Source organism: Paracandidimonas soli, from assembly GCF_004342005.1.
In the GTDB taxonomy this organism is placed as follows: Bacteria; Pseudomonadota; Gammaproteobacteria; order Burkholderiales; family Burkholderiaceae_B; genus Paracandidimonas; species Paracandidimonas soli.
The window spans coordinates 53,109-73,485 of record NZ_SMBX01000011.1 but is presented as its reverse complement, the minus strand read 5'-3'; the positions used below and the strand labels follow the sequence as shown (position 1 = coordinate 73,485).

Annotated in this window: 19 protein-coding genes; 7 read left to right on the top strand and 12 right to left on the bottom strand. The window is 63.5% G+C overall.

The genetic code is table 11. The features are described 5' to 3' along the window. Positions 1-92 precede the first annotated feature (92 nt). From dtd to EV686_RS16540, 3 genes are all read right to left on the bottom strand, one after another. Complete coding sequence (gene dtd, locus EV686_RS16550) at positions 93-533, bottom strand: D-aminoacyl-tRNA deacylase (protein WP_132478070.1); 441 nt, start codon at positions 531-533, stop codon at positions 93-95. 89 nt (positions 534-622) lie between these two features. Continuing rightward, positions 623-1,618 (bottom strand): Bug family tripartite tricarboxylate transporter substrate binding protein, encoded by a 996-nt coding sequence (locus EV686_RS16545; RefSeq protein ID WP_132478069.1) that lies wholly within the window; start codon positions 1,616-1,618, stop codon positions 623-625. 56 nt (positions 1,619-1,674) lie between these two features. Continuing rightward, positions 1,675-2,772: a mandelate racemase/muconate lactonizing enzyme family protein gene (locus EV686_RS16540; RefSeq protein ID WP_132478068.1), complete on the bottom strand. Its 1,098-nt coding sequence runs from the start codon at positions 2,770-2,772 to the stop codon at positions 1,675-1,677. Positions 2,773-2,881: 109 nt separating this feature from the next. Between EV686_RS16540 and EV686_RS16535 the strand changes: the two genes are divergently transcribed. From EV686_RS16535 to EV686_RS16520, 4 genes are all read left to right on the top strand, one after another. After that, positions 2,882-3,772 (top strand): LysR family transcriptional regulator, encoded by an 891-nt coding sequence (locus EV686_RS16535; RefSeq protein WP_132478067.1) that lies wholly within the window; start codon positions 2,882-2,884, stop codon positions 3,770-3,772. A 116-nt stretch (positions 3,773-3,888) separates the two neighbouring features. Further along, the gene (locus EV686_RS16530; protein ID WP_132478066.1) at positions 3,889-4,500 is read left to right on the top strand and encodes a carbonic anhydrase; all 612 of its coding nucleotides are present in this window, start codon (positions 3,889-3,891) and stop codon (positions 4,498-4,500) included. Between the two features lie 91 nt (positions 4,501-4,591). Then, positions 4,592-5,296: a hypothetical protein gene (locus EV686_RS16525; RefSeq protein WP_132478065.1), complete on the top strand. Its 705-nt coding sequence runs from the start codon at positions 4,592-4,594 to the stop codon at positions 5,294-5,296. A 95-nt stretch (positions 5,297-5,391) separates the two neighbouring features. After that, a complete protein-coding gene (locus EV686_RS16520) occupies positions 5,392-6,960 on the top strand; it encodes an aldehyde dehydrogenase (NADP(+)) (RefSeq protein ID WP_132478064.1) in 1,569 nt (522 codons plus the stop codon). A gap of 186 nt (positions 6,961-7,146) precedes the next feature. Here EV686_RS16520 and EV686_RS16515 read toward each other — a convergent pair whose 3' ends face one another. The 4 genes from EV686_RS16515 to EV686_RS16500 all read right to left on the bottom strand — a co-directional run bounded on the left by EV686_RS16515 (position 7,147) and on the right by EV686_RS16500 (position 11,181). Continuing rightward, the gene (locus EV686_RS16515) at positions 7,147-8,427 is read right to left on the bottom strand and encodes a TRAP transporter large permease subunit (protein ID WP_132478063.1); all 1,281 of its coding nucleotides are present in this window, start codon (positions 8,425-8,427) and stop codon (positions 7,147-7,149) included. Then, positions 8,424-8,939: a TRAP transporter small permease gene (locus tag EV686_RS16510; RefSeq protein WP_132478062.1), complete on the bottom strand. Its 516-nt coding sequence runs from the start codon at positions 8,937-8,939 to the stop codon at positions 8,424-8,426. Before EV686_RS16510 ends, EV686_RS16515 begins: the two co-directional genes overlap by 4 nt. Positions 8,940-8,942: 3 nt before the next feature. Next, positions 8,943-9,941 (bottom strand): TRAP transporter substrate-binding protein, encoded by a 999-nt coding sequence (locus tag EV686_RS16505; RefSeq protein ID WP_132478061.1) that lies wholly within the window; start codon positions 9,939-9,941, stop codon positions 8,943-8,945. Between the two features lie 115 nt (positions 9,942-10,056). Beyond that, the gene (locus EV686_RS16500; RefSeq protein WP_132478060.1) at positions 10,057-11,181 is read right to left on the bottom strand and encodes a mandelate racemase/muconate lactonizing enzyme family protein; all 1,125 of its coding nucleotides are present in this window, start codon (positions 11,179-11,181) and stop codon (positions 10,057-10,059) included. 270 nt (positions 11,182-11,451) lie between these two features. On the opposite strand from EV686_RS16500, the gene EV686_RS16495 reads away from it, so the two are divergent. Next, the gene (locus EV686_RS16495; protein WP_165972658.1) at positions 11,452-12,153 is read left to right on the top strand and encodes a FadR/GntR family transcriptional regulator; all 702 of its coding nucleotides are present in this window, start codon (positions 11,452-11,454) and stop codon (positions 12,151-12,153) included. 231 nt (positions 12,154-12,384) lie between these two features. After that, positions 12,385-13,107, top strand: a complete 723-nt coding sequence (locus EV686_RS16490) for a ribonuclease activity regulator RraA (protein ID WP_132478058.1) — start codon at positions 12,385-12,387, stop codon at positions 13,105-13,107. A 172-nt stretch (positions 13,108-13,279) separates the two neighbouring features. Here the strand turns inward: EV686_RS16490 and EV686_RS16485 are convergent, their stop codons facing one another. Beyond that, positions 13,280-14,173 carry a LysR family transcriptional regulator gene (locus tag EV686_RS16485; protein ID WP_132478057.1) on the bottom strand — a complete coding sequence of 298 codons (894 nt, stop codon included), beginning with the start codon at positions 14,171-14,173 and terminating at the stop codon, positions 13,280-13,282. A gap of 228 nt (positions 14,174-14,401) precedes the next feature. Here EV686_RS16485 and EV686_RS16480 point away from each other — a divergent pair, with 228 nt between their 5' ends. Beyond that, entirely contained in the window at positions 14,402-15,385 is a 984-nt protein-coding gene (locus tag EV686_RS16480; RefSeq protein WP_132478056.1) for a Bug family tripartite tricarboxylate transporter substrate binding protein, read from the top strand. A gap of 210 nt (positions 15,386-15,595) precedes the next feature. On the opposite strand, the gene kdgD is transcribed toward EV686_RS16480, so the two are convergent. The 4 genes from kdgD to EV686_RS16460 form a co-directional block, all read right to left on the bottom strand. Next, a complete protein-coding gene (kdgD, locus tag EV686_RS16475; RefSeq protein ID WP_132478055.1) occupies positions 15,596-16,510 on the bottom strand; it encodes a 5-dehydro-4-deoxyglucarate dehydratase in 915 nt (304 codons plus the stop codon). 110 nt (positions 16,511-16,620) lie between these two features. After that, positions 16,621-17,385, bottom strand: coding sequence for a FadR/GntR family transcriptional regulator (locus EV686_RS16470; protein ID WP_132478054.1), 765 nt, complete (start codon positions 17,383-17,385; stop codon positions 16,621-16,623). A gap of 100 nt (positions 17,386-17,485) precedes the next feature. Continuing rightward, positions 17,486-19,240, bottom strand: coding sequence for an L-arabinonate dehydratase (gene araD / locus EV686_RS16465; RefSeq protein ID WP_132478053.1), 1,755 nt, complete (start codon positions 19,238-19,240; stop codon positions 17,486-17,488). Positions 19,241-19,310: 70 nt separating this feature from the next. Next, complete coding sequence (locus EV686_RS16460; RefSeq protein WP_132478052.1) at positions 19,311-20,264, bottom strand: 2-hydroxyacid dehydrogenase; 954 nt, start codon at positions 20,262-20,264, stop codon at positions 19,311-19,313. Between the last annotated feature and the right edge of the window lie 113 nt (positions 20,265-20,377).

Below are 20,377 nucleotides of genomic sequence, written 5' to 3'. Positions count from 1 at the left end.
GCTGGAGGCCTTGGAAGGTTGGGTCCGGAGGGCGCATGTCTCCGGCCGGCAGTGCGGCGGCGTAGTGATGCACGGGAGGGATTTCAGGTTTTTCAGACCTGGACCAGGATCGTGACGGGCCCGTCGTTGACCAGGCTGACCTGCATGTCCGCGGCGAAGACGCCTGTTGCCACGATGGGGTGCAGCCGGCGCGCGGCGGCGACGAAATAGTCGTACAGCCTGCGGCCCGTGTCGGGATCGGCCGCCGCGCTGAAGCTGGGGCGGTTGCCGCTCCAGACATCGGCCGCCAGCGTGAACTGGCTGACGATCAGCAGCCCGCCGCCGATGTCCTGGAGACTGAGGTTCATTTTGCCGCTGGCATCGTCGCTGAAAATGCGCAGCTTCAACAGCTTGGCCAGGAGCTTGTCGGCTTGGGAGGGCGTATCGTCCCTTTCCGCGCACAGCAGCACCAGCAGGCCCTGGCCGATGCTGCCCGCGATATCGCCGCCGATCGCGACGCTGGCCTGACTGACGCGCTGGATGACTGCCTTCATTGCTGATGCCCTGAATGATGGGAAAATTCAGGCCGCTATCGTACCGTGTCCGCATGCGCGCTGCAGGCTGCGCGCCAAAGCGGGCCGGCCTATTCGGGCGTGATGCCTCCCTGCTTGATGACCTGGGTCCATTTCGCCACATCGTCGGCGATGCGCTTGGCGAAGGCTTCCGGCGTGCTGCCCACGGGCTGGAAGCCCATACCCGCAAGACGCGCGTTCAGGCTGCCGTGCAGTATGGCTTCGGCGATGGTGGAGGACAGTTTCGCGACGATTTCGTCGGGTGTGCCCGCTGGCGCGATCAGGCCGAACAGGGGAGACGTATCCACGCCGGGCAGGCCGGCTTCGCGGAAGGTGGGGACATCGGGCAGTTGGCCGACGCGTTCTGCGCTGGTGACGGCGATGGCGTTCAGCGCGCCGCTCTTGATGTGCTCCAGCAGCGTGGGAACAGTACCGAAGGCGAAGTGCAACTGGCCGCCCAGCAGGTCGGTGAAGACCGTGCCGCCGCCGCGATAAGGGATGTGCAGGATATCGATGCCGGCGTGCTGGCGCAGTTGTTCTCCGGCCAGGTGAGGCGCGCTGCCGATGCCGGCGGAGCCGAATGTGAATCTGCCGGGCTCCGCCTTTGCCAGCGCGATGAAAGCCGCCAGATCCTTTGCCTTCACGGAAGGATGTGTCACCATGACGAAGGGCGCCGTGACCATCAGCGAGATGGGCTTGAAGTCTTTCAGCGTGTCGTACGGCAGCTTGTCGCCGAGCAGTCCGGGATTGATCGTGAATGCGGAGTCGACCATGCCGATGCTGTAGCCGTCGGGATCGGATGCGGCCAGGGCGCGCGTGCCGATGGTAGTGCCTCCGCCTCCCCGGTTTTCGACGACGAATGGCTGCCCGTAGGCCTCGCTGTATGTCTGCGCGGCCAGCCGGCCCAGGTTGTCAGTGGCGGCTCCGGGAGGATAAGGCACGAACAGGCGTACCGCCTTGTCGGGATACTGCCCGGCGGCGCGGGCCGGCAGGCTCCATGGCAGTGCGGCGGAGCCAAGGGCCAGGGCAGAGCTGCGGGCGAGAAAGGATCTGCGGGATGTGGACATGACGGTCTCCTGATATTGATCTATGTTTCTATGGGTGGCGTGCGGGTTGGGGCGGCTTAATGGCTGAAGCGTCCTTCGGCAAGCCCGGGCTCGGGATCCGCGCCCAGGCCCGGGGTCTCCGGCACATGGACCCAGCCCGCGTCGACGGGAACCGTGTCGGCATAGGGAGTGTGCGCCAGCTCGAGGTAGAGGCGTTCGATGGACACCTCGGTCTGCTGCGCGGCGATCAGGTGCAGGCAGGCCAGGAAGCCCGGACCGAAGAACGCGACTTGCGGAGCGCAGACGACCTGGCTTTCCGCGCTGCGGCGCGACAGATGGAGAGCCGCGGTCAGCCCCATTTTGATGACGCTGGGCTGTACGTACCGCGCCGCATTGCCGTCGATGATGCGCTCCAGGTCGTAGCGGCTGCCGGCGTTCTCTCCGACGGCCAGCGGTATTCCGCAGCTCCGGCTCAGTTGCGCGAGCGCGCGGTCGTCTTCCGGCGGCCAGAGCGGCTCTTCGATCCAGAAGGGCTCGTATGGCGCCATTTCAGCGATGGCGGCGGGAGCCGTGTCGGGCGTCCAGGCGCAATTCGTGTCCACCATGATGGGGACGCCGGGTCCGGCCGCGTGGCGGGCGGCCGACAAGGCCCCGGCCGTGCGTTCATGCAGCTTGATCTCTGTATAGCCTTCCCGCAGGGCCTGGGATACGACCTGATCCAGGCGGGCGCCGTCGCCGTAGTATTGCAGCAGCGATGCGTAGGCGCGCACCCGGTCGCGTTTCTTGCCGCCCAGCAAGCGATACAGCGGCACGCCCTCGCGCTTGGCGCGCAGGTCCCACAACGCAATGTCCAGGCCGGCCAGCGCATGCACCACGGGGCCTGACCTGCCCAGGTTGTGCAGCGTCCGCTGCATGTCGGGAAGCAAGGTTTCGTCGCCGGCGTCGCGGCCGCGGGCGAGCGGAGCAATCAGCGTCTCGAAGATCGCCGTCAGCGCGCGCGGCTCGACGCAGGACGATTCCCCCCAGGCGACCGTTCCGTCCACGGTTTCCAGCCGCACCAGGGCGCTGTCGATCTTGTCGCGCGGCCGGCCGGCGAACAGCGGAGGCGGAGCCCAATGATGGAATGGAAGCCGCATGGGAATGCAGGTAAGAGCAGCGATATCGTTGGCAGGCATGGGATGGCGCGATTTTTTTTCGCGGTAGTCGTGACGGAACGGCTTATTGTGCGTAGCGATGGATGATATGGTCAAATAGATAAATTGACTATTTCCATATGAATTTCATATGTTCAGCAGACGGGAACTATTGTTGCTGCGGGCGATGTACCAGCACCGGACCGTGACGGCCGCGGCGGCTTCGATCAACATGACGCAGCCGGCGGCCAGCGCATTGCTGCGCGATATGGAAATCCGCCTGGGCTTTCTTCTGTTCAGCCGCGAGAAGCGCCGCCTGCAACTGACGAGCCAGGCGCGGACCTTGATCCCGGAGGTGCTGAATGCGCTGGCGGGCATCGAGTCGGTGGAGCGGCTGGCGGGCGACATCCGGCAGGGCACGATGGCGCGCCTGGTCGTCGGCGCCGTGGCCATCGCGGCGTCCAGCCTCCTGCCGCCGGCGCTGATGCGCATTCGCAAGGCGCATTCGGAACTGGCTGTGACGCTGCGGGCGGGGACCGCGCTGGAAATCATTGAAATGGCGGTGGACCATCGGATCGACCTGGGCGTGATCGTAGGGACGGTGGCCGACAACGAGCGGGTGTCGAGCGTGCAACTGGCGCCCTTGTCCCTGTACGCCATTTGCCGGAAGGATCATCCCTGGGCCGCGCGCCGGGATCTTTCCCTGGCCGAAGTCGCCATGGCGGGCCCCATCGTGCTGGCGACGGCCTTGCCGGCGGGCAGGGCGACGCGCCAGGTCATGGAGGCCGAGGGCCTGCCGTATCGCCCCATGATGGAGGCGATGCAGTCTTCCAGCGCATGCGCGCTGGCGGCGGAAGGCCTGGGCGTGGCCATTGTCGAAAGCCTGGGGGCGCGTTACGCCCAGCGCCAGGGCCTGGCGGCCATGCATTTGATGGCGCTGGAGGACCCGGTGCTGGCGCTGGTGTGGTCCAGGGACAGGAGCATGAGCATGCCGGCGCAGCAGTTGCACGAGGTCTTGATGCAGCAGGTCGACGCGTGGTGAAGACGTCCGCGGGTGTATGATTTGGCTATGGCATAATAAATTTCTCGCAAGATTGCGATCTTCCTTGTCGGCATGCCTGGCGTGCCGATGTCAAACCAAATACACCATCATTCATCATGATATCTGCTCAAGAAGCCTTACAGCGGTTGACCGAAGGCAACCGTCGGTTCGTCTCTACGCTGCGCAACAGCGAGCAATTGCCCGTCCGCAAAGCCAATCTGGTCTCGGAACAGGAGCCGTTCGCCATCATCCTGGGCTGTTCGGATTCCCGTGTACCGGCGGAGCTCGTGTTCGACCAGGGGCTGGGCGACCTGTTCGTCATCCGGGTGGCAGGCAACATCGTTGCGCCCTCGCAGGTCGGCAGCGTCGAATTCGCGGCGTCCCGCTACGGTACGCCGCTGGTGGTGGTGTTGGGGCATACCCAGTGCGGCGCCATCCAGGCCACCATCGAAGAACTGCAGCAGCCGGCGGAAGACCAGTCGCGCAACCTGCGCTCGATCGTCGACCGCGTGCGTCCGTCGGTGGAAGGCTTGTTGCAAACGGAACTGCGCCATGATCTGAAGACGCTGACGGCGCATGCGGTGCGCTGCAATGTCAGCGTGTCCGTCAGCCACTTGCGCTATGGTTCTCCGGTGCTGGAGCAGCTCATTCGCAATGGCGGGCTGCAGGTCGTCGGGGCGGAATACTCCCTGGAAACCGGCGAAGTCCATTTCTTCGACGGAGTCTGATCCTTCCGGATATCCTTTTCCCCCTGTTTTGAGTTACGCTGCGCCCTGTTAGCGGCAGACCGCGGGATGGCCCGGCGGAATAGGGGGAAACATGGATGGCATCTGGATCCGCATGGCCGAACTGGCCGTCGGTATACTGGGTACCGTGGTTGCTGCCTTCATGGGGGCGAAATTCGCGTTCGGCCTGGAACGCCGACGCGACCAGGAGCTGCAGAGGGATCGCGACGCCGACGGCCTGCAATCGGCCATTTTCGTCCTGTGCAGGCAATTGACGCTGGCGGCCAGGATGCAGGCCGAAGTGCTGGACCCTTTCCGCGAAGATCGCAACCGCGACATCTGTGTGCCGCCGGTCTCGGGACGGCATCTGGTCGACGTCCGCGTCGATTTCGAATGGATATCGCACATGCTGCGCGACCACGAGGAAAGCGCGGCGCTGGCGTTCCTGATCGTAATGGTGGACGACGGCATCGAATCCCTGCACGATGCGGTCGAGACGCGGCGCAAGTTCCATGACCTGCGCATACGCCCCAGGCTGGAAGAGGCGGGAGTCACCGACTTCACCGAAGAACGCGCGCAGCAGGTCCGCTTCCTGTGCGGCGCGGCGGATTCGGAAATGCTGCAGGGTTATACGGATCAGTTATATGCCATCTGCGACCGGGTCGTTGCCCAGGCCGAGCGCGCGCTGGCCGAGGCGCAACGGGTTTCCGCCCAGGCGTTTCCGGGCTATGCCTTCAAGTTCGTGCTGCCGGAGTGGGCGCACCATCAGCCCGATACCGGAATCGCGGCTCGCCTATGACGATTCGATATCCCCCTATAACAAGAAGCGATACTGCAGGGCCGCATGCTGGATAGAATGGAAGATTCTCCAACTTTTCCGCTGATCAAGACGCCATGAAAATTACAGGTCAAATGCTGATCGGGTCCCAGGACGTTACTGGCACCCAGGCTGCCATCCGTGGCATCAATCCCGCCACCAACGAGTCGCTGGATCCCCCCTACAACGGCGGCACGCCTGCCGAAGTGGAGCGCGCCTGCGAACTGGCGGCGCAAGCCTTCGCGTCGTACCGCAAGACTTCGCTGGAGCAGCGCGCCGCCTTCCTGGAAAGCGTCGCCAAGCACATCGAGGCGCTGGGCGATACGCTGATCGAGCGCGCGCACCAGGAAACGGGTTTGCCGGTCGCCCGCCTGCAGGGCGAGCGCGGCCGCACCGTGGGCCAGCTCCGCCTGTTCGCGCGCGAAGTCCTGCGCGGCGACTGGATCGATGCGCGCGTCGACAAGGCGCTGCCGGAGCGCCAGCCGCTGCCGCGCAGCGACCTGCGCCTGCAGTACATCCCGGTCGGCCCGGTGGCCGTATTCGGCGCCAGCAACTTCCCCCTGGCTTTCTCGGTCGCGGGCGGCGATACCGCTGCTGCGCTGGCTGCCGGCGCTCCCGTCATCGTCAAGGGCCACTCCGCCCACCCCGGCACGTCCGAGCTGGTCGGCCGCGCCGTGCGTGAAGCCGTCAAGGAATGCGGCCTGCATGAAGGCGTGTTCTCGCTGTTGTTCGGCTCGGGCGCGGAAATCGGCCAGAGCCTGGTCAAGCATCCCGTCATCAAGGCTGTGGCCTTCACCGGCTCGCGCGCCGGCGGCGTAGCGCTGATGAAGACGGCTGCCGCAAGGCCCGAACCCATCCCTGTGTTCGCCGAGATGAGCAGCATCAACCCCGTGTTCCTGCTGCCCAACGCGCTGGCCGGCCGCGCCGAAGCCATGGCGAAGGGCTTCGTCCAGTCGCTGACCATGGGCGCCGGCCAGTTCTGCACGAACCCCGGCCTGGTGATCGGCCTGAAGTCCCCCGAGCTGGACGCCTTCATCAAGGCAGCCAGCGAAGGCGTGAGCAATGCGGACAGCGCGACCATGCTGACCCCGGGCATCTTCTCGGCCTACCAGCAGGGCGTGGAGCAGCTGCAGAAGTACGGCGAGGTCAAGACGCTGGCCGAAGGCAAGAACAACACCGCGCTGTCCAACCAGTGCCAGGCCCGCCTGTTCACGACGGATGCCGCTTCGTTCATCGCCAAGCCGCACGACCTGGGCATCGAGATCTTCGGTTCCGCGTCGCTGGTCATCGTCTGCGACAACGAAGCGCAGGCGCTGCAGGTCATCGACAGCCTTGAAGGCCAACTGACCGCCACGCTGCAGATGGATGACAAGGACGTCGATCTGGCCGGCCGCCTGATCGAACGCCTGGAACTGAAGGTTGGCCGCATTCTGGTCAACGGCTACCCGACAGGCGTCGAAGTCTGCGACGCCATGGTCCATGGCGGCCCGTTCCCGGCCACGTCCGACAGTCGCACGACATCCGTCGGCACTGCCGCCATCTACCGCTTCCTGCGCCCGGTCTGCTACCAGGACGTCCCCAACGCAGTCCTGCCGCCCGCGCTGCAGCAGGAAAACCCGTGGGGCATCAACCGCCGCGAAAGCTGATCCGGCGGTCAGAAGGTTCAGCCCGGAAGTTCCTCTGAACGACGGGCTGACAACGAAGCTACCCAGACAAAAATCGGCAACCGCTGCAAAGGGGTTGCCGATTTTTTGCCAGGATGCCGTAAAGAGTAAAGCATCTGTGATGCCTCCTGAGCCAGATCGGATTGGCGCAGGGGATCCTGCATCCCGTCAGCTCATCCAGTGCAAAGGTACAAGCACGATTTGCGGGAACAGCAGCAACAGGAACAGCAGCAGCAATTGCGCGATGAGGAATGGCGACATGCCGCGCACGACTCCTCCCATCGTTGTCTGGCCCACGCTGGTGGCTGCAGCCAGCACAGTGCCGACTGGCGGTGTCAGCAAGCCGATTCCCAGGTTGATGATGAAGATGATGCCGAAATACACTGGATCGATACCTGCCTCTGTAATGACGGGCATCAGAACAGGCGTCAGGATGAGGATGACGGGAGCAAGGTCCATGGTCATTCCGATGATCAGTACGATGGCGTTGATCAGCAGGAGCAGCAGCAATGGGCTATCGGCGAATCCGCTGAGCATATCGGATACCATCATGGGAATGTCGGCCATGGTCATCATCCATGCACTGATCGAAGAAGCCGCCACCAGTAGCATGATGACGCTGGTCAGCCTTGCCGAGGATTTGAATACCTCGAACAGCTGGGCAAAGGTCAACTCACGGTAGATGACGACGCTGACCAGCAAAGCATAGAAGGCGGCCACCACACCGGCTTCCGTCGGAGTGAAGATACCGAAGCGTAGGCCGCCGACGATGATGACCGGCAGCAGCAGGGCCCAGACGGAAGAGCGCAGTGCGCGCAGGACTTCTGAGGTATTTTGCTTGGGCAGAGGAGTCTGCTCGTCCCTGTGCGATACGATCCACCAGGTAAGGATCAGGGCAAGGCCCATCAGCATGCCTGGGACGATGCCCGCCAGAAACAGTTTCGATATGGAGACGCCGCTGGTGACGCCGAACAGGATCAGGGGGATGCTGGGAGGAATGACGCCCGCGATGATGCCGCCCGAGGCGATCAGGCCAGTGGCGCGGTTACGGTCGTAGCCCGCCTTGATCATGAGCGGAATCAGCACGGCGCCAAGCGCGACGGTGTCGGCCACGGCCGAGCCGGACAGCGATGCGAACAGGATGGCGGCAATGATGGAAACATAGCCCATGCCTCCCCGTTTGTGTCCCACCAGCGCCAGGCCCAGGTCGATGATGCGACGGGTGATGCCGCCCGCGTTCATCAGTTCTCCGGCAAGGATGAAGAACGGAATGGCCATGAGCGAGAAATTGTTCGCGCCGCTGACCAGATTTTCAGCAATGACCTGGGTGCTGAACATATCGAGGTGGAGCATCAACGCGACACTGGCGATGATGAGGGCAATGGCGATGGAGATACCGAATGCGATCGGCACCAGTAGCGCAGCTACGAAAATGAGGAGTTCGGTCATGGATTTCCGCCTTGCTCCGAAGATGCGCCGGTCAATGCGCGCAGCAGGTCACGGCATGCCACGACAGCCATGCAGACAGCCATGCCCAGGCATCCGGCAAACAGCAGCCAGAGCGGAAAGCCGGTGACGGGGCCATGCGAATTACGGTTGATCTCGGCAAGCTCCCATGAGCCGATGGCAAGCATGGCCAGCACGACAATGGACAGCAGATTCGCAATGACCAGGACGATGCGGCGGTTGCCGGGAGCCAGGCGTCGCACGAGCAGGTCGACGGAAATATGTTTGCCCATAATGGCGGCGCTGGCGGAACCGAAGAAGATCATGAACACGAAAAAGTAACGTGACATTTCTTCCGACCAAGTGATGCCGGAGTTGAACAGATAGCGCAGGATGACATTGCCGAACACCAGCACGGCCATTGCCGTCAGACATATGGCCATGCAGATGCCCAGCACCGTGTTGAGGCGGTGCTTGCCGCTTGCGCCTTTTTCTTGTGGTTGAGGCGAGTTCATTGCTTATTTGGCTTCCCTGATCTGCTTGACGATGGCTTCTGCGCCGGGTGTGCGCGCGTAAAGCTTGGCATAGGAATCCTGGACGGCCTGCTGCAGCTGCCCGCGGAACTCCTCTGAAGGCACCGTGATCTCCACGCCTTCTTTTTGCAGGGTTTCTTTGACCCCTGCCTCTTCGGAAATCAGCAACTCCCATTCGCGTGCGGTGGATGCCTGTACGGCATTGCGCACGACGGCCTGTTGCTCGGCGCTGAGCTTGTTCCAGAAGCGCTCATTGGCCACGTACAGGTTGGGACTGAAGACATGGTTCGATTCCAGTACATACTTGGTGAGTTCGTACCATTTGGCGGTATAGAGGTTCGGGTAGGGATTTTCCACGCCGTCGACCACGCGTTGTTCCAGGGCGCCGAAGACTTCATTGATGGGCAGCGGAGTGACGTTCGCTCCCAGGGCCTGTCCGATGGCCACCATGTTTTCTATGCCGGGGAAGCGCAGGCGCAGCCCCTGGAAATCGGAGAACTGCTTGATGGGTTTGCTGCTGGCGATGACGCGAAAGCCTTGAACGCCCCAGCCCAGGAACTCGAGGCCGAGCTTGTCCTTGAAGTCGGCGACCAGGCTGTCTCCGATGGGGCCCCGCAAGACGTTGCGGGCGTGGTCATAGTTGGTAAAGAGAAATGGCTGCTGGGCGATGCCGACATAGTCCACTTCTTTTTCCATAATGGTGCCGATAATGGCGATTTCCAGCGTACCGCCGCGAACCGAGTTGTACAGACGCTCGTCTCCGCCCAGGGCGCCGTTGGCATAGATGCGCACGCGCAGCTCGCCCTTGGACTGTTCTTCGACGGCAGGCTTGAAGACTTCGCGCAGCGCGACATTGACGGGGTGCGCATCGGGGAAAAAGTTGGCGATCTTGATTGTGGTGGCCGCCGTGGCGGCGGGGGCGGCCAGGGCGATGCCGGCGGCAGTCAGGAAGGATGCGGTCAGTGTGCGAAATGCTGTAGTCATGGGTTTGTCTCCATATTTATTGACGGGTGGGCTGATCGAAGCATGTCCAACGGACGGGTGTAGTGGACATGGCCGCGGTGATTGCCGGTATCGCGCCGGATCGGAAATAGCAGTATCAGGCGTTCAGTGCCAGGTTGCAGAGCTCGTGGCGGGCCATGACATCGGCATCGGGCCGGAATCCCAGGCCGGGCTGCGCGGGCAATGCCATGCTTGGCTGGTAGTTGAGCCAGGCGTGGGCTTTTTCCTGGAAGGCCAGGAAAGGAATCTCCAGTGGAGTCTCTTGTGGGAGACAGGCGACCAGATGCGCAGTGGCCAGCAGGCCGGGACCATAATAAAAACAATGCGGCACGACACGCACGCCGTGCTGGCGCGCTGCTGCGACTACCTGCAGCATGCCGGTGACGCCGCCGATCTTGGCTACGCTGGGCTGGGCAACGTCGATGGCGTTCAGCGCGAAATGTTGCAACAGACCCTGGACACCGCTGGCGTTTTCTCCGGCAGAGATCGTCATGCCGGTTTCCTTGCGCAGAGCGGCCAGACCGGGCAGGTCGTCCGGCGGCCAGATGGGTTCTTCCAGCCAGCCCATGCCGCGCGCTTTCAGATGTCGTGCGACAGTTGCCGCCTCTTCCCGGCTCCAGGGGCAGTTGACGTCGACCATCAGTTCCGTGCCCTGCGGCATGGCGTCCAGGGCCGCATCCATGACGGGCAAAGCGGTTTCGTGCAGCTTGATGCGCCGATAACCCAGGGCCAGCACACGCTGGATCTGGCTGGCGATTTCTTCCGGATCGCCGTAGCAGGGTAGGCTGGGATAGGTATCGACGGTTGATCGATTGCTTCCCAGCAGCGCGTGCAGTGGTTTGCCAGCGCGTTGCGCGGCAATGTCCCAGAGAGCGATATCGATGCCCGACAGGGCGTACAGTATCGGACCGGTTTGCCCGAAGCCGTGGAAAGTCCTGAGTACCTGTTCCTGAAGGGCGGCAGGATCCTGCGACGGGCGCCCCAGCAGATAGGGACCGATGACTTCGGCAAGCGCTGCCCAGGTCGATGGGTTGCATTTGTGTCCGAAGGCTTCGCCCCAGCCCGTCAGGCCGTCGGCCGTGGTGATGCAGACCAGAAGGCTTTCCATGCCTTCATCCTTGGCCGTCGCCATGTTGTAGGGGTCGTGTTGCTCGAGCTGTTTACGGCGCGATGTGCCATATGGCACACAGATGCGATGCAGATGGATGGACTGGATGGTCACTATGTTCCCTTGCTTCTTGCCGGCTTTGCGGATGTGTATCCACCGAATGCTGAAAAATGTGAGTAATCGGACAGTTTGAAAATTCTAGCCTTCTCATACGATGACCTACAACCGATAGGGCTAAGGGTCTTCCCTGATAATTTGCCAAGGATTGGCGCGTTTCCAAGCGAGGTGCGGACCTATTGCGCTTCCTGGAGCAACGGCGGCTGAAATTGGTTAATTCGGTAGACAACTTTTGCTATCATGAAGTTTTCTGCCTGGATGAATGCCATGAGGCCTATCGAGCGGCAACGGCTCTCGGATGCGACTTACCAGCACCTGCTGGATGAATTGATGGCGGGGCGCTACGAGGTGGGCGAGCGCCTGCCTGCCGAGACTGCCCTGGCAAGCCGGCTGGAGGTGTCGCGGCCCGTCGTGCGGGCAGCACTGCAGCGTTTGCAGCAGGACGGAATCGTCGTGTCGCGCCAGGGCTCTGGCACCTATGTCCAGCGCATGCCGTCCAGCGATCTGGGCAGGCATATCGATACCGCCAAGCTCAGCCGGGTGCTGCAGGGGTTCGAATTGCGACTCGTGCTGGAACCGCTGGCCGCCAGGCTGGCCGCCCGGCATCGCAGCGTGGAGCAACTGCGGTTGATGGAAGAGGCCGATGCGCGCATGCGCGGCGCCATGGAGCGGGAGGAGGTTTCCACCCACGAAGATCTCGCTTTCCATCATGCGATCGCGGCGGCGTCCGGCAATACCCTGCTGCTGGAAACGCTGGAGGGGCTGTCGCAGCAATTGAAGGCCGGCATTGATGTCACGCTGGCGCTGACGCGTTCCGGCACGCAGCAGCGGCAGCGGCAAGTGCTGGACGAGCACCAGCGCATCCTGCGCGCCATCCGCCTGTCCGACCCGGAGAGCGCCGGGATCGCCATGGCTTTCCACCTGGATCAGGCGCGCAACCGCCTGCTCGACCGGCAACTGGATCAATAGGGCCGCTTCGCCCGTATCCATTCCGAAAGAACGATGTGGCGCGCAGGCCGCTTCGCCGCGCAATCTTCTTCGTTGGACGAATTAGTCGTTGACATGGTCTAAAGTGGTAAATTAATATGACATATATAGCAGATCAGATGTCATAAATAATGCTAACTTGGGTGTGAGGACGACGACCGGATTCCGGTGTCCGCCGCAGCATCCTCCTACTTATTGGAATGGAGAATCGCCATGGCTGAAGTTTCGGCTGCTGTTATTGAAAAACTGAAAGGCGTCAGCACCGCCACCATCAGCACCTGCCTGTACAAGCGCGGCATGCGCAGCCAGTACATCCAGGACGTCCTGCCTGTCGGCGCGCCGAAGTCGCGCAGCATGGTGGGCCCGGCATTCACGCTGCGCTACATCCCCGCCCGCGAAGACCTGAACGAGCTCCAGGTGTTCCGCGATCCCGAGCATCCGCAGCGCAAGGCCGTGGAAACCTGCCCTCCCGGCGCCGTGCTGGTCATGGACAGCCGCAAGAACCCCAGGGCCGCGTCGGCCGGCTCCATCCTGATCGGCCGCCTGCAAGCGCGCGGCGTGGCGGGCGTGGTGTCGGACGGCGGTTTCCGCGATGCCGGCGACATCGCCCGCATGGACATGCCCGCCTTCCACCAGCGCCCCTCGGCGCCGACCAACCTGACGCTGCACCAGGCTATCGGCATCAATGAGCCCATCAGTTGCGGCGATGCGCCGGTGTTCCCGGGCGACATCATCGTGGGCGATTGCGACGGCGTCGTCGTTATTCCCGCGCATCTGGCGGCGGAAATCGCCGACGAGGCTTTCGAGATGACGGCGTTCGAAGACTTCGTGGCCGAAGAAGTGGCCAAGGGCCGCTCGATCCGCGGCCTGTATCCGGCGACGGATCCCAAGACGCTGGACGATTTCAAGGCATGGCGCGCCGCCAAGGGCCGCTGATCGCAGCCTGAAGCGCAAATCTTCCCGCATCCGGCGGCCTGCATGCCGTCCGGAGCGGATACAGGCCATGCCCGCCATGGACGGCGTTACCGCCGTTCACGGCGGGCATGTCGTTTTCTGCCGCAGGGAAGCGGAGCGGTGCCGCAAGCCGAAGGCGCCGCGTGGCGTGTTTTCATGGCGCATCCATCTGGTCCGGGACGATGATCTTGTCCAGGAAGGCGGAGAGCGCCGGGTTCGCGTGATTCTCATGCCAGCCCAGATGGAATTCCGCGAAAATATTGGGGGGCGCCAGTGGCCGGAACGCGACGCCGGGCAGGTGCAGTTCCTGCGCCGAGCTCGGCACGATGCCGATGCCTATGCCGGCCCGGATCATGAACAGCAGGGTGTGGGTCTGGCTGGCCAGCTGCACAATGTTGGGCTGTATGCCCACGATGTTGAACAGGCCGACGATGCGGTTGTGAAAATACCTCCCGCCTTTCGGGTGATACTGGATGAATGCCTGGCGGTGCAGGGCCGATAGCGGAACACAGCTGTGGCGTGCCAGGGCGGAGCCGTCCGGCATGGCGAGCACCATGGGTTCGCGTGTCAGCGGCGACGATACCAGGTCGGGTTCCTGGGGAATGTCGCGGGCGATGACCAGATCGAGATCGTTCGCCGTCAGGGCCTTGCCCAGGTCGGTGGTCACCATTTCATGCAGATGCACCTTGATGTGGGGCAACAATGCCTGCATGCGCTTGAGCAGGTCCGGCACCAGACGGTAGGCTGCCACGGCGGTAAAGCCCAGCGCCAGGTGTCCCGTTTCTCCCTGCGAGGCCTGGCGGGCGGACTCCTTGGCGCGCTTGAAGGCTTCCAGCAGATGGCGCGCCTCGCGCAGAAAAGCCCTTCCTGAAACGGTCAGCTGCACATGCCGGCTGCTGCGGTCGAACAGGGCGGTGCCCAGACTGTCCTCCAGGCGCTGGATCTGCCGGCTCAGCGGCGGCTGCGTCATGTGCAGCCGTTTGGCGGCACGGCCGAAATGCAGCTCTTCGGCGGCGGCGATAAAGCATTCCAGTTGGCGGATTTCCATAGGCTTATCGATGCAAGTCTTGAATCAAACGATGTTATTTGTGTATTCAAGCGATGGTTGAGGCTTGTGTCATCCACAATGTCATGTGATGACTGATATGTCGTATATTAGTATGTCAGCCTGAGAGCAGGCGCTGGCGGAAGTGTGCCGTTCAGTGCATTATCCATAAAGCTCCGGTGGAAGACGCCACCGGAACAAAAAGTATGAGAACGAAGGAGGTAGTCAATCATGCGCTTTCCCAATCTGTTGCGTTATGGCGTTGCCCTGTCGGTGTGCGCTGCGTTTTCCGGCACGGCCCTGGCGGCGGAGGATGCCGCATCCTATCCGTCCAAGCCCGTGACCGTCATTGTGCCGTTCTCCCCCGGGGGCGGCACCGATATTTCCGCACGCCTGCTTGCCACGCACCTGGGCCAGCTGACGGGGCAGACCTTCGTGGTGGACAACCGCCCGGGCGCCGCGGGACAGATCGCAGCGGACGCCGTGGCCAGGGCGCCTGCGGATGGCTACACCCTATTGTTCGGCAACTCCGGCCTGCTGTCCATCAACCCTTTGCTCTATAAGCTGCAGAACGATCCCGCCGAAGCGTTCGAGCCTGTCTCCACATTCTCCGACCTGCCGTTCATCCTGGTGACCAGCCCCAAACTGCAGGTGGATACCCTGCAGGACCTGATCGACCTGGCCAAGAAGGAACCGGGCAAGCATACGTTCGCCAGCTCCGGCACGGGCGGCGGGCCGCACCTGTCGGGCGAGATCTTCCAGGAAGCGTCGGGCACGGAGCTGCTGCACGTGCCGTACAAGGGGGGCGGTCCGGCCATGACGGACCTGGTGGCCGGCCACGTGGACATGCTGATCGCCTCGGTGCTTGAATCGGTGTCCTTCATCAACGCGGGGCAGCTCAAGGCGCTGGCCGTCACGGGCAGCTCGCGATCCAGCTCGCTGCCCAATGTGCCCACGCTGAAAGAGCAGGGCGTGGATGCCGAAGTCGGTTCGTGGACAGCGGTGCTTGCGCCCAAGGGAACGCCGCAGCCGGTGGTGGAGCGTCTCGGAGACCTGATCCGCCAGGTAACGGAAATCCCAGAGGTCAAGGAAACCCTGACGGCGCAAGGCGCGGGAGCCATGCCTTCCACGCCCCAGGGGCTGGCCGACATGATGGCGCGCGACCGCGAGAAATTCGGCCAGGTCATCAAGAAGCGCAATCTGCAAGTCAACTAAGCCGGCAACATCGCGGCGCTTGAACAAAAAGGGAGGAGAAATCCTCCCTTTTTGTTGCCAGGCAGCCGATGGAGAAGATGCAGGCTGTGCTTCCTCTCCGGCTCATTCCGGACCCCCCCGGGATTTCGCAGGGACATGAAAACGCCCCGGCAGCATGGCGGAAAGCTTCCGCCATGCTGCCGGGGCGCTGTCTTGCCGGCGATGCCGGACTTACTCGACTGCCTTGATGATGCCGGCCAGGATGTCGCGCTCTTCGGCGGTCAGTTCCGTCAGCGGGGGACGGACCGGGCCCGCGCTGTGGCCGACCAGGGTGGCGCCGGCCTTGACGATGCTGACGGCGTAGCCCGCGGAACGGTTGCGCAGCTTGATGTAGGGCAGGAAGAACTTGTCCAGCAACTCATTGACCGTGTCCTGGTCGCCGGTGCTGATGGCCTTGTAGAAGCGCATGGCGGTGGCGGGCACGAAGTTGAATGCGGCCGACGAGTAGACGGGCACGCCCAGGGCGCGGTAGGCCGACGCAAAGACTTCGGCGGTGGGCAGGCCGCCCAGATACGAGAAGCGGTCGCCCAGGCGGCGGCGGATGGTGACCATGCGCTCGATCTCGCCGATGCCGTCCTTGTAGCCGATGAGGTTGGGGCAGCGCTCGGCCAGGACTTCCAGGTGATCGGCTTCCAGGCGGCACAGGGAGCGGTTGTAGACGATGACGCCGAAGTCCACGGATTTGCAGACGGCTTCGACGTGGGCAACGACGCCGTTCTGGTTGGCTTCGGTCAGGTAGTGGGGCATCAGCAGGATGCCGTGCGCGCCCTGGCGCTCGGCCTCTTGCGCGTAGGCGATGGCCTGGCGCGTGGAGCCGCCTGCGCCGGCGATGATGGGCACCTTGCCTTTGCAGGTTGTGACTGCCGTGCGGATGATGTCGCTGTATTCGTTGGGCTCCAGCGAGAAGAATTCGCCCGTGCCGCCGGCGGCGAACAGCGCGCTTGCGCCGTAGGGAGCCAGCCATTCCAGGCGATCGATATAGCCCTTGGCATTGAAATCGCCATTGGCGTCAAAGTCGGTCAGGGGAAAGGAGAGCAGGCCTTCGCCGATGATGCTCTTGAGTTCCTGCGGAGTAATGCCGGACATGAATCACCTCAGTTTCGAGTGGATGTTGGAGAATGACTGGATCATTGATACGACATCATACAACTACGGAGGAGAACGCGCAAGCGACAAGGCGGGGGAAATATTGCGGCCTAGCGGATGGATTCGGCCGCGCTGTCCTGGGCTTCCAGCGCGCGCTTCAGGCGGGTCTGACTGTTGCGCAGATGGCTGCGCGCGGCTTCGCCGGCCGTTGCGGGGTCCTGCGCCTGGATGGCGGAATAGATGAACTGGTGCTCTTTGTTCAGCTTTTGCAGATAGCGCTGGTGAGAGTCGTTGTCCATCTGCAGCCGGCTGCGGGGAATCGAGCCTTTGCCCAGATGGGTGAGATATTCGTGGAAATAGGTATTGCCCGTTGCCATGGCGATGGCCTGGTGGAATGCAAAATCGGCATCGATGGCGTGCTGTGGATCCAGCACGTCGGCGCTTTCCAGCGCGGTCAGATGGTCGAGCGCCTGTCTGATGGCGTCGAGCTGCTCCGGCGTGCGGCGTTCCGCCGCCAGTGTGGCCGCCTCGACTTCGATGGCGATGCGGACCTCCAGCAGCGCAACGGCATCGATGGCTGTGCTGACGGAACTCAGCGGGATGTGCATCGGATTTTCCGCCGGCTGCGCCACGAATGTGCCGATGCCATGGCGCGTTTCGACCAGGCCGCTGGCCTGCAGGCGCGAAATGGCCTCACGCACGACGGTGCGGCTGACTCCCAGCTGGCGCATGATTTCCGATTCAGTGGGCAGCTTGTCGCCCGGGCCGAGCTGGCCGCTGTGGATGGGGGCGGACAGGGCTTCGACGGCTTCCTCCGCGAGCGTGCGCGAAGAGCGTCGAATCAGTGAGGTCAGGCGAGGAGAGGTGGTTGTCATGTCCGGGGCTGGTGGTGTGGTGATCGGTTATCCACAGGATTATAGATGGCCCGGCTGCCGGATGGGGCCTGCGCCCTGTCGGCGGCAGGCCCGTCGGCCGTCAGAAAATATCTGGTTCTCCGGCGGCCTTGCCGAAGTCGCGGGTCAGGTAGTCGAAGTCGCAGCCCTCGTTGGCCTGGCTGATGTGCTTGGAGAACATCCAGCCGTAGCCGCGTTCGAACTTCGGCTCCGGCTGCTTCCATTCGGCGCGGCGCTTCTCCAGCTCCTCATCGCTGACCAGCATGTTCAGCGTGCGCGCGGGGATGTCGATGCTGATCAGGTCTCCGGTGCGCAGCAGCGCCAGCGGACCGCCGATATGGGCTTCGGGCGCGACATGCAGCACGCAGGCGCCGTAGCTGGTGCCGCTCATGCGCGCGTCGGAAATGCGCAGCATGTCTCGGTGTCCCTGCTTGAGCAGGGCCTTGGGCATGGGCAGCATGCCCCATTCCGGCATGCCGGGGCCGCCCAGCGGACCAGCGTTGCGCAGCACCAGGATATGGTCGGGCGTGACATCCAGGTTTTCGTCGTCGATGGCGGCCTTCATTTCGGGGTAGCTGTCGAACACCAGCGCGGGACCCGTGTGCCTCTGGAAACGGGCGTCGCAGGCAGCCGGCTTGATGACGGCGCCGTCCGGGCACAGATTGCCGCGCAGCACGGCCAGCGAGCCTTCGTGGTAGACGGGGTTGGACAGCGGGCGGATGACGTCCTCGTTGTAGACCGGCGCATCGGCGATGGCCTGGCCCAGGGTTTCGCCCATGACGGTGAGGCAGTCCAGGTCCAGCTTTTCCTTCAACTGGCCCATCATCCCCAGCAGGCCGCCGGCATAGAAGAAATCCTCCATCAGGTAAGTCGAACCCGATGGCCGGACATTGGCGATGACCGGCGTGGTGCGGCCCAGCGCATCCAGGTCGTCCAGTGACCAGTGCACGCCCGCGCGGCGCGCCATGGCCAGCAGGTGGATGACCGCGTTGGTGGAACAGCCCATCGCCATGGCGACCACGGTGGCGTTGCGCACGGCCTGCGGCGTGACGATCAGGTCGGGCGTCAGGTTTTCCCAGACCATTTCCACGATGCGCCGGCCACAGGCGGACGCCATGCGGATGTGGTTGGCATCCGGCGCGGGAATCGAAGAAGCGCCCGGAATGCTCAGGCCCATGGCGTCCGCGATGGCCGTCATGGTGGAAGCCGTGCCCATGGTCATGCAGTGGCCGTACGAGCGCGCGATGCCGCCTTCCACGCCCAGCCATTGCTGGGCGGTGATCGTGCCGGCGCGGCGCTCGTCCCAGTACTTCCAGGCGTCCGATCCCGAGCCCAGCTGCTGGCCCGCGTAGTTGCCGCGCAGCATGGGGCCGGCCGGCAGATAGATCATGGGCAGGCCCGCGGTCAGCGCGCCCATGGTCAGGCCCGGGGTGGTCTTGTCGCAGCCGCCCAGCAGCACGACGCCGTCGACCGGATGGGCGCGGATCTGCTCCTCGACTTCCATGGCCAGCAGGTTGCGGTACAGCATGGTCGTCGGCTTCATGAAGTTTTCCGACAGCGTGATCGCAGGCATTTCCACGGGGAAGCCGCCCGCCTGCAGGACGCCGCGCTTGACGTCCTCGACGCGGTGCTTGAAGTGCGCATGACAGGGATTCAGGTCGGACCAGGTGTTCAGGATGCCGATGATGGGCTTGCCGGCCCAGTCCTCGGGCGCATAGCCCATCTGCATGATGCGCGAGCGGTGGCCGAAGCTGCGCAGGTCGTCGGGAGCGAACCAGCGCGCGGAGCGCAGGTCTTCCGGCGACTTGCGGCGAATGCGTTCGTAGGGTTGTGTCATTTGGGGTGCCTGTTGTTCGTATGAATGACCGCGGGCGGAGAGAAGCCGCCCGGGTGTTGTGCCGCGTGGCTCAGACGGGCGTGACCAGCGGCCTCTGCTGGAAGTGCGCGATGAGATTGTCGACCACCAGTTGCGACATGGCGTCGCGCGTTTCCGTCGTGCCGCTGGCGTGGTGCGGGTAGAGCACCACGTTGTCCAGCGTCGAGAAGCGAGGATCGATATTGGGCTCGTTCTCGAACACGTCCAGCGCGGCCCCGGCGATGCGGCGCTGCTCCAGCGCGTCGATGAGCGCGGCTTCGTCCACCACCGAGCCGCGCGCCAGGTTGACGAGCCAGCCCTTGGGGCCCAGGGCTTCGAGGACGGCCGCATCGATGATGTGGTAAGTCTGCTTGCCGCCGGGGCAGGTCAGCGCCAGCACGTCGCTGTTGCTGGCCAGTTCGGCCAGGCTGGCGTAGTAGGTGTAGCCGACATCCTGCTTGTTGCGGCCGGTGTAGGCAATCTGCATTTTCAGCGCGGAGGCGCGGTCGGCCAGCTCGTGCCCGATGCGGCCCAGGCCGACGATGCCCAGGCGCTTGCCTTTCAGCGACGTGGTCAGCGTCATCATGCCGAGGCGGCCCCAGTCGCCGCTGCGTGTATAGGCGTGGCCGTCGCCGAGGCGGCGCAATGCGTTCATGATGAGGCCGATGCCGAGATCGGCGACATCGTCGTTCAGGACGTCGGGCGTGTTGGTGACGGCGATGCCCCTGGCATGGCAGGCGGCGATGTCGATGCTGTCGGTGCCGACGCCCGAAGAGGCCACGATCTCCAGCAGGGGTAGAGACGACAGCATCTCGGCCTTGAAGCCCAGTCCGCCGCTGGTGACGACGCCGCGGATGTTCGGGCCGACGGCGGCAAGGAGCGACGCCTTGTCGTCGGCCTGGTTCAGCCGGTGCAGAGTGAAGGACTGTTCCAGTTGCTCCATCTGTGCGGGCCTCAGGTTGTAGAGAACCAGCAGTTGGGGCTTTGCGGAGTCGGGTTGTGCCATGGTCGGGGATCCTGTTCGGGGTTATACGGGTTTGCCGGGAATGAAAGATCCGCTATCGTGCGTCTCTTAAGATGTCTGACATCATATATTGTCCGAATTATCTATTCAATCAT